This is a genomic window from Burkholderia arboris (assembly GCF_038723655.1).
Lineage (GTDB): Bacteria > Pseudomonadota > Gammaproteobacteria > Burkholderiales > Burkholderiaceae > Burkholderia > Burkholderia arboris.
The window spans coordinates 2761706-2774058 of the sequence record NZ_CP109822.1; the positions used below are offsets into that span (position 1 = coordinate 2761706).

At 68.9% G+C, this 12353-nt stretch carries 12 protein-coding genes; 5 read left to right on the top strand and 7 right to left on the bottom strand.

The features are described from left to right. Positions 1 to 214: 214 nt before the first annotated feature. The 6 genes from OHZ10_RS29810 to ypfJ all read right to left on the bottom strand — a co-directional run bounded on the left by OHZ10_RS29810 (position 215) and on the right by ypfJ (position 5562). The gene (locus OHZ10_RS29810; protein WP_059239872.1) at positions 215 to 1555 is read right to left on the bottom strand and encodes an aspartate aminotransferase family protein; all 1341 of its coding nucleotides are present in this window, start codon (positions 1553 to 1555) and stop codon (positions 215 to 217) included. Between the two features lie 67 nt (positions 1556 to 1622). After that, entirely contained in the window at positions 1623 to 3125 is a 1503-nt protein-coding gene (locus OHZ10_RS29815; protein ID WP_059239870.1) for an aldehyde dehydrogenase family protein, read from the bottom strand. Between the two features lie 220 nt (positions 3126 to 3345). Then, positions 3346 to 3543, bottom strand: a complete 198-nt coding sequence (locus tag OHZ10_RS29820) for a hypothetical protein (RefSeq protein WP_256086147.1) — start codon at positions 3541 to 3543, stop codon at positions 3346 to 3348. Between the two features lie 19 nt (positions 3544 to 3562). Further along, positions 3563 to 3748, bottom strand: a complete 186-nt coding sequence (locus tag OHZ10_RS29825) for a hypothetical protein (protein ID WP_342705223.1) — start codon at positions 3746 to 3748, stop codon at positions 3563 to 3565. Between the two features lie 37 nt (positions 3749 to 3785). Next, complete coding sequence (locus tag OHZ10_RS29830) at positions 3786 to 4514, bottom strand: helix-turn-helix transcriptional regulator (RefSeq protein WP_342705224.1); 729 nt, start codon at positions 4512 to 4514, stop codon at positions 3786 to 3788. A 166-nt stretch (positions 4515 to 4680) separates the two neighbouring features. Continuing rightward, positions 4681 to 5562, bottom strand: a complete 882-nt coding sequence (gene ypfJ / locus OHZ10_RS29835) for a KPN_02809 family neutral zinc metallopeptidase (RefSeq protein ID WP_342705225.1) — start codon at positions 5560 to 5562, stop codon at positions 4681 to 4683. A 393-nt stretch (positions 5563 to 5955) separates the two neighbouring features. On the opposite strand from ypfJ, the gene OHZ10_RS29840 reads away from it, so the two are divergent. The 5 genes from OHZ10_RS29840 (at position 5956) to OHZ10_RS29860 (ending at position 10931) form a co-directional block, all read left to right on the top strand. After that, positions 5956 to 6747 (top strand): SDR family NAD(P)-dependent oxidoreductase, encoded by a 792-nt coding sequence (locus tag OHZ10_RS29840; RefSeq protein ID WP_059239864.1) that lies wholly within the window; start codon positions 5956 to 5958, stop codon positions 6745 to 6747. A gap of 194 nt (positions 6748 to 6941) precedes the next feature. Beyond that, positions 6942 to 7979, top strand: coding sequence for a LysR family transcriptional regulator (locus OHZ10_RS29845; RefSeq protein WP_342705226.1), 1038 nt, complete (start codon positions 6942 to 6944; stop codon positions 7977 to 7979). A 99-nt stretch (positions 7980 to 8078) separates the two neighbouring features. Beyond that, a complete protein-coding gene (locus OHZ10_RS29850) occupies positions 8079 to 8768 on the top strand; it encodes a DUF4286 family protein (protein WP_059239860.1) in 690 nt (229 codons plus the stop codon). A gap of 92 nt (positions 8769 to 8860) precedes the next feature. Next, positions 8861 to 10180, top strand: coding sequence for an MFS transporter (locus OHZ10_RS29855; RefSeq protein ID WP_256087294.1), 1320 nt, complete (start codon positions 8861 to 8863; stop codon positions 10178 to 10180). A gap of 49 nt (positions 10181 to 10229) precedes the next feature. Beyond that, a complete protein-coding gene (locus OHZ10_RS29860; protein ID WP_059239858.1) occupies positions 10230 to 10931 on the top strand; it encodes a DUF2848 domain-containing protein in 702 nt (233 codons plus the stop codon). Between the two features lie 363 nt (positions 10932 to 11294). Here the strand turns inward: OHZ10_RS29860 and OHZ10_RS29865 are convergent, their stop codons facing one another. Continuing rightward, on the bottom strand, positions 11295 to 12272 hold the full coding sequence (locus OHZ10_RS29865; protein ID WP_342705227.1) for an NAD-dependent epimerase/dehydratase family protein: 978 nt from the start codon (positions 12270 to 12272) through the stop codon (positions 11295 to 11297). Positions 12273 to 12353 lie beyond the last annotated feature (81 nt).

The window sequence follows — 12353 nt, forward strand, 5'->3', positions numbered from 1 at the left end:
CTTCGTCGGCGGCTGGGGCCACGTTTGCCTTGCGGTCGGCCCGGGGTGGCGCTTCAGCGCTTCGTTCCCCGGACCCCTGTCGATCACATCGTGATCCGATGTCGAAAAAATACGCAGGCAAAATAATCCGGTCATAGCGCAAATCGGCAAACCCGCGGCGGCGCTCCCGCCTTCCGCCACCGGCCTGCCGTCATGCGACTGCACCGCGCCGCCGTTACGCGAACGGCACGGCCTCGAAGCCTGCCGCGAGCGCGTCGACGATCCGGTCGAGTTGCTCGCGCTGGATCACGAGCGGCGGCGACAGGATGATCTTCGTGCCGACCGGGCGCACCAGCACGCCGTTCTCGCGCGCGACTTCCGCGACCGCGTTCGCATAGCCGGACAGCGGGTCGATCGGCTCGCGCGTAGCCTTGTTCGCGACGAGGTCGAGCGCGAGCATCAGCCCCTTGCCGCGCACTTCGCCGACCGCCGCGAAGCGTTCCGCGAACGGCTTGAGCGCTTCGAGCAGATACGCGCCCTGCTTCGCGGCATTCGCGGGCAGGTCTTCCTTCACGACGATGTCGAGGCTCGCGATCGCGGCCGCGCATGCAACCGGGTGGCCCGCGTACGTGTAGCCGTGCATGATCGCACCGCCGAAATCGGCGTTCGCGGCGAACGCATCCTCGATCCGCGCGTTCACGACCGTCGCGCCGAGCGGTACGTAGCCCGACGAGATGCCCTTCGCGAGACACATGATGTCCGGGCGCACGCCCCAGCCGCGGCTGCCGAACATGCTGCCGCTGCGGCCGAAACCCGTCACGACTTCGTCGGCGATCAGCAGCACGCCGTAGCGATCGCACACCTCGCGCACGAGCGGCCAGTAGTTGGCCGGCGGCACGATCACGCCGCCCGCGCCCTGGATCGGTTCCGCGATGAATGCGGCGACCGTGTCGGGGCTTTGGAACTGGATCTCGCGCTCGAGCATTTCCGCGCAGATCCGGCCGAGCTCTTCGGGATCCTGCGTAAACGGGTTGCGGTACAGCCACGGCGTCTCGACGTGGAAGCAGCCCGGCAGGTTCGGTTCGTAGTTGCGGCGGAACACCGTGTTGCCGTTGACCGACGCGCCTCCGAAGTGCGTGCCGTGGTAGCCCTGCTTCAGCGAGATGAACTTCGTGCGGTCGGCCTGGCCGCGCACCTTCCAGTACTGGCGCGCGATCTTCAGTGCGGTCTCGATCGAGTCGGAACCGCCCGAGCTGTACAGCACGCGGCGCATCCCTTCCGGTTCGAGCATGTCGATCACCTTCTTCGACAGTTCTTCCGCGCGCGGATGCGAAATGCCGTCGAACAGCTGGAAGTATTCGAGCTCGTCGAGCTGGCGCACGATCGCGTCCTTCACTTCCTGGCGGTTGTGCCCGACGTTCACGTTCCACAGGCCCGCGACGCCGTCGACGAGCTTGCGCCCCTCTTCGTCGAACACGTAGCAGCCGTCGCCGCGCACGATGCGGATCGGCTTGCGCTGCTTCATCTCGTTCGGGTGCACCATCGGATGCCAGAATTTCGCTTCGTTGTAGCTCATTGCAGTCTCCACTGTCGGATCGTTTGAACTGGGTGGTTCGGGTTCGGGTTCGAGGTCGCGCCGCGCGTCAGTGCGCGATGCAGACGGATTTGGTTTCGGTGAAGCCTTCGATCGCGTACTGGCCGAATTCGCGGCCAATGCCCGATTGCTTGTAGCCGCCGAACGGCATCGACGGATCGAGCGGGATATGGCAGTTCACCCACACGGTGCCGGCCTCGATCTGCGGCACGAGGTTCATCACGCGCTTCAGGTCGTTGCTCCAGATGCTCGCGGCGAGGCCATACGGCGACGCGTTCGCGAGGCGCACCGCGTCGGCCGCGTCGTCGAACGGCACGACGACGATCACCGGGCCGAACACCTCGTCGCGCACGATCGCGCTGTCCGGATGCGGATCGGCGATCACGGCCGGCTTCACGTAGTAGCCGGGCAGATCGTCGGCCGGCGTGCCGCCCGCGAGGAACGTGAGGCCCGCGCGGCGCGCGCCTTCGATGTGCTGGACGACCTTGTCGCGATGGTGTGCGGACACGAGCGGGTTGATCTGCGCGGTCGTGTCGAGGCCTGCGCCGAGCTTCATCGACTGCGCGACGCCCGCGAGGCCGTCGGCGAGCTGCGCGAACTTGCTGCGGTGCACATAGATGCGCGACGCGGCCGCGCACACCTGCCCCTGGTTGAAGAACGCGCCGGCCGCGACGCCGTCGAGCGCCTGCGCGACGTCGACGTCGTCGAGCATCACGATCGGGTTCTTGCCGCCCAGCTCGAGCGAAAAGCGCGTCATGTTCTGCACGGCCGCCGCGCCGACCAGCTTGCCGGTCGCGGTCGAGCCCGTGAACGAGATCTTCGCGATCGACGGGTGGCTCGCGAGCGCCGAGCCGCAGACGCGGCCGCCCGTGACGACGTTGAACACGCCCGGCGGCACGCCGGCTTCGCGGGCAAGCTCGGCGAGGCGCAGCGCGGTGAGCGGCGTTTCCGGCGACGGCTTCAGCACGATCGTGCAGCCGGCCGCGAGCGCGGGAATCAGCTTCCACACCGCGATCATCAGCGGGAAATTCCACGGCACGATCGCCGCGACCACGCCGACGGGCTCCTTGCGGGTATAGGCCGTATAGCGCGCGCCGGGCGGGAACGGGATCGACACGTCGAGCGTCTGGCCGGTGATCTTGGTCGCCCAGCCGGCCATGTAGCGCACGTATTCGACGCTCGCGCCGACTTCGATCGCGCGCGACACGTGGATCGACTTGCCCTGGTTCAGCGTTTCGAGCTGCGCGAGCGTTTCGGCGTCGCCTTCGATCAGGTCGGCGAGTTTCAGCAGGATGCGTTCGCGGTCGGCCGGGCGCAGCCCGCTCCAGACGCGCGTGTCGAATGCGTGCTTCGCGCTGGCGACCGCACGGTCGACGTCGTGTGCGTCGGCATCCGCGACCGTTGCAAGCCGCTCGCCCGTGGCGGGGTCGTACACGTCGAGCCGCGCAGCCGCGTGCGCGGGCTGCATGTCACCGTCGATAAAGAGGCCGAAATCGCGCGCAACGAAGGTGCGCACGGTGTCGCTGACGGCGACGAAGTTCGTGTTGCTCATGGGCGTCTCGAGGATTGTCGTGGCTGGACCGCGTGCCGGTCAGGCACGCGGGCGTCGGACCACTGTATCGACGAGGGATCACGCCCGGTGAGCGCAAATTGGCAGCGCGTGAGGGATCGTGGCGGGTTCGAACCCCGCGGGACGCGGCCGGAAACCGGCCCGATATCGGCACGGACAACCGCTGCTCAGATACCGGACTGTCAGTCCGGTCGTTAAATGGCTAGTTTCTGAAACCGTGCGCCATCGACGCAAGGAAGTCGTATGCCTGGTAATCCAGCCAGTAAATGCCGAGCGTCAGCGGGATCAGGAAGTACAGCGAATCGTACGTCCCGCTTCGCACGGTTCTGACGATGAAAATCGGCAGCGCAATGCTCAACGCGATGACCACGAGCGAAACGGCAATGATCGCGACGTCCATGTTCCCGGCCCTTTGATTGTTATCGAAACGACAATCGCGCATGGTACTTCACGATCTCGCAGGCCGGCGGGCAGAGCGACGACGGGAACGGCGCGGCCAGCCGCTGACGGACATGCGCCCCCGCATTCCCGGCCCGCTCGTTTTCCCTGGCGCCTCCCGAGGTGAACCGGCAGCAGCTTGCGCCGAGGTCGCGGTCGAATTCCATCGGGCGGTCCGGCCGACCGTCGCGACGATCCGTCGGATCAAAGGAACAACGCCCCGACCAGTTCGGTGCGGTTCGACACGCCGAGCTTGCGGTACATGCGCATCAGGTGGGTCTTGATCGTCGGTTGCCCGAGCGCGAGATCGCGTGCGATCTCCTTGTTCGAGCGGCCGTCGCGCACGAGGCGGGCGATCTGCTCCTCGCGATAGGTCAAACGCTCTTCGCAGCCGATCCGGTGGATCCCGCGCCGCGCGCGCAGCAGCGGGCTCAATGCGGCTTCGGCCACCGGCTGCAGCCGCGCGAGTGCATCGATTTCGCCGGGCGCGAACCGGCCCGCCGTGCGGTTGCCGTCCGCGTCCCCCGTCCCGAAACGCAGCAGCGAGAACGCGCCGATCGTGCGGCCCGCGTCGCGCAGCCAGATTTCGACGACGTCGGCCACGTCGTGCCGCCGCAGGAAACGGGTCCAGTACGCGGACGCGTCGCGTCTTTCGTCAGGCAATTGGGACGCGAGCGTGACGACCGCGCATTCGCCTGCCGCGCAGCGCGACGGGTGCAGCGGATCGAGCATCCGGTAGCGCGCAACATAGGTGCGGTGCATCGATTCCGGCATCCCGAACAGCTCGAAATCGGCCGGTTCGCCGCTCTGGTCGAGCCGGTAGAACACGATCGCGGACGGGCTCGCAAACGCGTCGAACGCCGCCACGCAGGCGCGCAGCGCGCGCTGCCAGTCGGCGGCGTCCTGGTCGGCGGGAACGGAGGGGGTCGGCATGATGGAGTCGGCTGGCGGGCGAACGGATCGATTTGCGAGGTTCGGGCCAGCCTACCGGCGCCGAAACGCGCCGGTGAGCACAAATCGGCAAATCGTCCCGGTTCGGCCGGGATGACGGGTCCAGCCGGGACGATGCGGGCGCGCGAGACGGGGCGCGCGCCCTGTTTCAGCGTGCGTTCGCGGCGAACGTGTCGCAGGCGCTCAGCTCGCCCGACTCCATCCCGCGCCGCAGCCAGTACACGCGCTGATCGCTGGTGCCGTGCGTGAAGCTCTCCGGTACGACGTAGCCCTGCCCCTGCTGCTGCAGGCGATCGTCGCCGATCGCGGCCGCCGCCTTCAAGCCCTGCTCGAAATCGCCCGGTTCCATCAGCCGCTGGTTCGCGTGCTGCGCGTTGTTTGCCCACACGCCCGCGAAACAGTCGGCCTGCAGTTCCATCCGCACCGACAGCGCGTTCGAGCGCGCCTGGCTCGACCGCCGCCGCGCGGCGTCGACCTTGTCGGAAATGCCGAGCAGGTTCTGCACGTGATGGCCGACTTCGTGCGCGATCACGTAGGCCTGCGCGAAATCGCCGCCCGCGCCGAAACGCTTGCGCAATTCGTCGTAGAAACCGAGATCGATATAGACCTTGCGGTCGGCCGGACAGTAGAACGGCCCCATCGCCGTCTGGCCCGTGCCGCAGGCGGTCGGCGTCGAGTTCGTGAACATCACGAGCTTCGGCGGCTCGTACTGCGCATGCAGCTGCGTATTGAACACGCCCGTCCACGTGCGCTCGATATTGCCGAGCACCTTGCGCGTGAACACCGCGCCCGGATCGTTCGCCGGCGCGCCCTGGCGCTGCGCCGGCGCCGGCTGCGCCTGCTGCTGGCGACCCTGCAGCGCCGACGCGCCTTCGAGCACCACGCGCGGGTCGATCCCGAAGAAATACGACGCGGCCAGCGCGACCACGATCGTGCCGATGCCGATCGTCGCGCCGCGCCCGCCGCCGAAGCCGCCGGCGCCGCGGCGATCCTCGACGTTCATGCTTTCTCTTTCGTCGTCCAGCCTCATTGCCGGGCCCTCCCTGTTCTTGTCGATGGTCCGGTCGCGCCAGCGCACAACCGGGCGATACGCCGCGGCGGCGCGCTCCATCGGCGGACGCGATACCTGCGCCTCGGGCGCATGCTCGCGCCGATCCTGCCGGCCTGCCGCTCCGCTCGCACGACGGAATCGGCCGGCCGACGCGCCGTGCGTCGATGCGCGCGCACGCCCGCGCTATTTTGCCGGGCTTTCGCGACTTATCGCAAAAATGTGGAGGATAGAGCGATTCGGCGCCGCACATCGTCAGCCTTTGCAAAATGGGCCACGGCCGTCCGGACGACCCTCGTTCATCCTTTCGGCGGATACCGGCGTACGCCGGCGCCGCCTAAAGTGACCGGAACCCACCCCTTACCGGAGAACGACATGACGCACCCGCAACCCCGCACGATCGCGATCACCGGCGCGGGCACCGGCATCGGCGCCGCATGCGCGCGCCGCTTCGCCCGCCGGGGCGACCGCGTCGTGCTGATCGGGCGCCGTCAGGCGCCGCTCGACGCACTGGCCGCCGAGACGGGCGGCCTCGCGCTCGCAGGCGACGCCGCGAGCACGGCCGACTGGGCCGGCTTCCTGCCGCGCATCGCCGAACGCTTCGGCCGCGTCGACGCGCTCGTCGCGTGTGCGGGCGGCCACGGCATCGGCCGCGCGGACGAAACCGACGACACGCAGTGGCGAAACGCGATGCACGCGAACCTCGACACGGCGTTCGTCAGCGCGCGTGCGTGCCTGCCCGACCTGATCGCGCAGCGCGGCAACATCGTGCTGGTCGCGTCGATCGCGGCGCTCGCGGCCGGGCCCGGCGTGTGCGGCTACACGGTCGGCAAGCACGCGCTGCTCGGGCTCGCGCGGTCGCTGGCACGCGACTACGGCCCGCACGGCGTGCGCGCGAACGCCGTGTGCCCGGGCTGGGTCCGCACACCGATGGCCGACGCGGAAATGGAACCGCTGATGGCCGCGCACGGCGATTCGCTCGACGGCGCGTACGCACGCGTCAGCGCCGACGTGCCGCTGCGGCGCGCGGCCGAACCGGACGAAATCGCGGCCGTCTGCGCGTTCCTTGCGTCGCCGGACGCGTCGTTCGTCACGGGAGCAACGCTCGTCGCCGACGGTGGCGCAATGGTCGTCGACGTGCCGACGCTCGCGTTCGACCCGCTTTGACGCAAGCGGGCACGCCGCCCGCGTGGCACGTCGTGGCGGGCAGCGTGCCGGCACCGGGCCGCCGGTACCAGTACAGGTACCCGTACCCGCCACGACACACGCGCCGCGCCGCCCGCTCGTTTGCCGCCCCGGAAATCCGCTACCATCGACCGATCCCGCCGCCCTCCCGGCGCCGCCTCACAGTTCGGACTTCGATGAACATCCGGTTTCTTGAAACCTTCGTCTGGCTCGCGAAGCTGGAAAACTTCCGGCTCACGGCCGAAAAGCTGCACACGACACAGGCCGCCGTGTCGAGCCGCATCGCGTCGCTCGAGGAGGCGTTCGACGTACGCCTGTTCGACCGCAACACGCGCTCGGCCACCCTGACGCCCGCGGGCCGGCGCATGCTCGCGTATGCAGAGCGGATCGTGCGGCTCGACGGCGAAATGCGCCGCGACATCGACGCGGCGAGCGACGCGGGCCTGATCCGGATCGGCGTGATCGAATCGATCGTGCACAGCTGGTTTCCGGCGTTGATGGCGCAACTGCGCGAGCGCTATCCGCGCCTCGACGTCGAGATCACGAGCGACACGACGCTGCATCTGATCCGCCTGCTCAGCACCGACGGCGTCGACCTGATCATGCAGACCGACCCGGTGCCGGGCCCCGACTTCACGAACCTGCCGCTGTGCGAATTCGCGGTGCGCTGGGCCGCGAGCCCGCGCCTCGGGCTCGGCGGCCAGCCGCTCGACGTCGCGCGCCTGGCCGAGTTTCCGATCATCAGCTTCTCGCGCCACTCGGGTCCGCACGCGACGATCGAACGCCTGTTCGCGGCCGTCGAGCGGCCGGCCAGCATCAACTGCATCACGTCGGTCGCCGCGATGATCCGCCTCGTCGCCGACGGCTTCGGCGTGGCCGCGCTGCCGCCCGCGATCATCGGGCGCGAGCTGCACGAAGGCGCGCTCGAACTGCTCGACGTCGAGCCCGAATTCCCCGCGCTGCCGCTCGTCGCAACGTACCGCAGCCAGGGGCTGCCCGTAGCGGCGCGCATCGCCGAACTCGCGAGCGAAGTCGCGCGCGCAATGGCCGCCGCGGCCAGCCATGCGAAGCCGGCTGCGCCCGAACGCATCGACACAACGCCCACACGCAAGGCGGCCAGAACGAAGACGAATGCGCCGGCGAAAACGACACGCACGAAGCAAGCCGCGCCGCCCGCCCCTCCCGCCGCGAAACGCCGCTCGCGCCGCTCATAAGAAAACCTGTTCACCGCGAATTTGTTTTCTTGTTGGACGGGTGCGGCCCGTCTTCGGGACACTGCGGTTCCTGACACACCCCGTCACGAGGACCCCGCGATGACCCGCCTTTCCCTTCCGCACGGCCAGCTTTGCGTCTGGACGGATATCGACCCCGCGCACGAAGCCGATTTCAACGCGTGGTACGACCGCGAACACATGCAGGAGCGTGTCGCGATTCCCGGCTTCACGCATGCGCGGCGCTTTCGCGCGACCGACGGCGGCCCGCGCAAGTACCTCGCGCTGTACGTGACGGATGCGCTCGACGTGTTCCACGGCGATGCGTACCGGCGCGCGTTCACGCAGCAGACCGCATGGTCGCTCGCGAACTTCGAACGCATGACGGGCACGCAGCGGCGCGTCGGCGAGCTGACGATCGAGGCCGGCGACGGCGAAGGCGCGCATCTCGCGCTGTTCGTGCTGCCGCCGGACCGCATCGACGTGCCGCACCTGCGCCGGCACCTCGACGACGCCCTGCGCGAACCGGGCATCCACGCCGCGCGGCTGTTCCGCACCGCGCCTGACCTGTCCGCGCCGATCGGCGCCGATGCGGCCGCCCGCCCCGCCGCCGATGCGCTCGTGCTGATCGAAGGCAGCGACGCAGCGGCCACGCGCCGCGTGGCCATCGCGCTCGCCGGGCATGACGACGTCCGCACGTTCGACCTGCTGTGGCGCGCCGCCGCGCCGCTGCAGGTTGCGCACCGCGCCCCCCAGGCCGACCCGGCTACCGCTGCCGCATTGCCTGCTTGAACGTCGAGCGCCGAACGCCGGCGCCCGCCGTGCCGCATTCACACGCGGCCGACACGCCGGCCCCGCGATTTCCCCCCGTCATCCGTCACGACCTGCCCGATACCATGAGCACTCTCGCCCAGCCCGCCGCCCACGCGCCACGCCGCGTCCGCACTAGCCGACTCGCGACCGCGAGCATGATCGGCACGTCGCTCGAGTGGTACGACTTCACGATCTACAACACACTCGCCGCGCTCGTTTTCAACCACCTGTTCTTCCCGTCGGTCGATCCGCTGGCCGGCACGATCCTCGCGTTCTCGACCTATGCAGTCGGCTACGTGTCGCGCCCGCTCGGCGGTTTCGTGTTCGGCAACCTCGGCGACCGCATCGGCCGCCGCGCGGTGCTGATGCTCACGCTCGTGCTGATGGGCGTGACGACCGCGCTGATGGGTGCGCTGCCGACCTATGCGCAGGCCGGCATCCTGAGCCCGATCCTGCTCGTCGCGCTGCGTTTCGTGCAAGGCGTCGCGCTCGGCGGAGAATGGGCCGGCGCGGTGCTGCTGTCGGTCGAACACGGCGACCAGAAGCGGCGCGGGCTGTCCGCGTCGTGGACGCAGATCGGCCCGTCGTTCGGCACGCTGCTCGGCACCGGCTGCATCGCGCTCGTGACGCTGTCGACCACGTCCGACAACTTCCTGTCGTGGGGCTGGCGCGTGCCGTTCGCGGCCAGCGCGCTGCTCGTCGTGTTCGGCTTCTGGCTGCGGCGCGGCGTCGACGAAACGCCGCAGTTCGAGCAGCTTGCCGAATCGCACGCGACCGCCGAAGTACCCGTCGCCGATGTGCTGAAGTATCACTGGAAGCGCCTGCTCATCGCGGGCGGCTCGCGGATCGGCTCGGACGTGCTGTATGCGCTGATCGTCGTGTTCACGCTGACCTACGTGACGACCGTGCTGCACCTGTCGCGCCCCGTCGCACTGACGGCCGTGATGATCGGCACGGCCTGCAATGCGCTCGCCGTGCCGTTCTTCGGCGCGCTGTCGGACCGCTTCGGCCGCCGGCCCGTGTATCTCGCCGGCGCAATGGCCGGCATCGTGTGGGCGTTCGCGTTCTTCGCGATGCTCGATTCGGCGCGCCCCGCCGCGATCGTCGCGGCCGTGGCGATCGGCCTCGTGATCCACGCGGTGATGTACGGCCCGCAGGGCGCGTTCGTGACCGAACAGTTCCCGACCCGCGTGCGCTATGCCGGCTCGTCGCTCGCGTACACGCTCGCGGGCATCGTCGGCGGCGGCTTCGCGCCGCTCGTGATCGCCGCGCTGTTCCGGCAGACGGGCACGACGACGGCGGTGTCGCTGTACGTCACCGCCGCGCTCGTCGTCACGTCGATCGCGCTGCTCGCCGCGCGCGAGACCGCACACCGGCCGCTCGAGGATTGAGCGTCTCCGCCAGCCGGTTCATTCCTTCGCACTTCAAACGGATATCCGCATGCCAACCCTGTCGTTCAACGTGATTCCCCTGCAAGGCGCGCCGGCCGCCGCCGACGTCGACATCGAGCGCGTCGTGATTGCCGGCTGGGCCGGCCGCGACCCGGCCGCGATCCAGGCGCATATCGACGAACTCGCGGCACTCGGCGTCGCGCCGCCGTCGACCACGCCGTGCTTCTACCGCGTGGCGCCCGCCCTGCTCACGCAGGCGCCGTCGATCGGCGCGCTCGGTGCGCGCTCGGGCGGCGAGATCGAATGCGTGCTGGTCGACAGCCCGGCCGGCACGCTGGTCACGGTCGGCTCCGATCATACGGATCGCGAAGTCGAGGCGTACGGCGTCGCGGTATCGAAGCAGGTCTGTGCGAAACCACTCGGACGCGACGCATGGCGTTATGCGGACGTCGCCGATCACTGGGACGCGATCGAGATGCGGTCGTGGCTGATTGCACGCAACGGCGAACGGATCGCGTACCAGCACGGTGCGGTGAGTGGGCTGCTCGCACCGGACGTGCTGTGGCAGCGTTTTGACGACCGCCGCACGATGCCGGCGCGCTGCGCGATGTATGGCGGTACGGTCGCCGTGCACGGCGCGATCGCGGCCATGGGTGACGGCGATGCGTTCGAGATGGAACTGCACGATCCGGTGCTCGGGCGCAGCCTGCGGCACCGGTATGCGGTCGAGGTGTTGCCAGTCGTGGCGTGACGGGCAGCGAAAAACCGCACGGCACGCAGGCGCGGAGGGTTTCAGTCGCCGCGCCTGTGCCTACCGATAGGGTTGAAAACAGTGGTAGTCAGGAAAATTGAACTGTGAGTTGTCGCAATACAGAACGCCGGCCAGGTCGGTGCAACCGCTCAATGTGGAAATAATGGCCGCTGCAACCCACACTTTCCGTCCGAAATACAACATCGCGCCCCCGTTTTCGCATTGTCGGTATTGACCGACATGATGCTCATCGGACGCGCCCGGGTATGTGGAGAATTGTTGTCCCGCGGGTTCTTCACTGCGCGAGGATGCTTGCCCGTGCCCGTGCCCGTGCCCGGCCATGACCGTGGCACGGGCACGGGCTCACTTGAGACACCCGAGCCCGGCCAGCGTCGCCTCCACCGCCGTATCGAGCGGCGTCACCGGCTCGCGGCCAAGCACTGCGGTGACGCGCGCGTTGTCCATCCGGATCGGTTCGCGCCACAGGTAACGCATCTCGAGCAACTCGCGCAGCGTCGTCACGAACGGCGCGGCCGCCCAGACGATCCACCACGGGAAATTGCGCAGCGCCGGCCGCATCCCGTGCCGTTGCGCGACCCGTTGCACGGCCAGCGCCATCTGCGTGCCGTCCTCGTCCCAGTGCCCGCCCAGGTGAAAACGCGCGAACGGCTCCAGCGTCTCGCGCCGCTCGATCAACTCGAGCATCGTGCGGGCCACGTCCGGCACGTACGACCATTGATGGCCGATGCCGCGGCTCGGCACGCTGATCGCCGCGACGGGCCGCCCGGGCTTGATCAGCCCCTGCGAGAACCAGCTGTTGCCCAGGTGCGGCCCGAAGAAATCGCCGGCTCGCACGACGATCGCCCGCACGCCGTGCTCGCTGGCGTCCTGCAGCCGCCGCTCCATTTCGACGCGAATCGCGCCCTTGCGGGTCGACGGATGCTGCGGCGCATCTTCCCGCAGCACCGGAAACGCGTCGGCGCCGAAGTTGTAGATCGTACCGGGCAGCACGATGGTCGCCTGTGCGGCCCGGGCCGCCGCGATCGAGTTGTCGACCATCGGCAGCACCTGCTCGGCCCAGTTCCGGTATCCGGGCGGGTTCACCGCATGCACGATCACGCTGCAGCCGCGCGCGGCGCGGACCACCGCATCGCGATCCAGCGCGTCGCCGCGGAGCCACGCAATGCCGTCGCGCTCCACGATCTCGGCATCGAGCCCGCGCTTGAGCGCCCGCACCTGCCAGCCTGCATCGCGCAACTGCCGCGCGACTTCCCCGCCAATTCCGCCGCTCGCGCCGAGCACGAGTGCCTGCCGTTGCGTCCCGCCTGCGTCCGTCGTCATTGCCGCTCTCCTTGAATGAACCATCGTGAGACGCATTCTGGCGCGCCGGCTCATAACAAGGAATTGCCTAGCTCAGCACAT

Bases quoted from the DNA above. Each gene is read 5' to 3' on its own strand.
- OHZ10_RS29810 (WP_059239872.1), bottom strand. From the start codon at position 1,555: ATGAGCTACAACGAAGCGAAATTCTGGCATCCGATGGTGCACCCGAAC.
- OHZ10_RS29815 (WP_059239870.1), bottom strand. From the start codon at position 3,125: ATGAGCAACACGAACTTCGTCGCCGTCAGCGACACCGTGCGCACCTTC.
- OHZ10_RS29820 (WP_256086147.1), bottom strand. From the start codon at position 3,543: ATGGACGTCGCGATCATTGCCGTTTCGCTCGTGGTCATCGCGTTGAGC.
- OHZ10_RS29825 (WP_342705223.1), bottom strand. From the start codon at position 3,748: ATGGAATTCGACCGCGACCTCGGCGCAAGCTGCTGCCGGTTCACCTCG.
- OHZ10_RS29830 (WP_342705224.1), bottom strand. From the start codon at position 4,514: ATGCCGACCCCCTCCGTTCCCGCCGACCAGGACGCCGCCGACTGGCAG.
- ypfJ (WP_342705225.1), bottom strand. From the start codon at position 5,562: ATGAGGCTGGACGACGAAAGAGAAAGCATGAACGTCGAGGATCGCCGC.
- OHZ10_RS29840 (WP_059239864.1), top strand. From the start codon at position 5,956: ATGACGCACCCGCAACCCCGCACGATCGCGATCACCGGCGCGGGCACC.
- OHZ10_RS29845 (WP_342705226.1), top strand. From the start codon at position 6,942: ATGAACATCCGGTTTCTTGAAACCTTCGTCTGGCTCGCGAAGCTGGAA.
- OHZ10_RS29850 (WP_059239860.1), top strand. From the start codon at position 8,079: ATGACCCGCCTTTCCCTTCCGCACGGCCAGCTTTGCGTCTGGACGGAT.
- OHZ10_RS29860 (WP_059239858.1), top strand. From the start codon at position 10,230: ATGCCAACCCTGTCGTTCAACGTGATTCCCCTGCAAGGCGCGCCGGCC.
- OHZ10_RS29865 (WP_342705227.1), bottom strand. From the start codon at position 12,272: ATGACGACGGACGCAGGCGGGACGCAACGGCAGGCACTCGTGCTCGGC.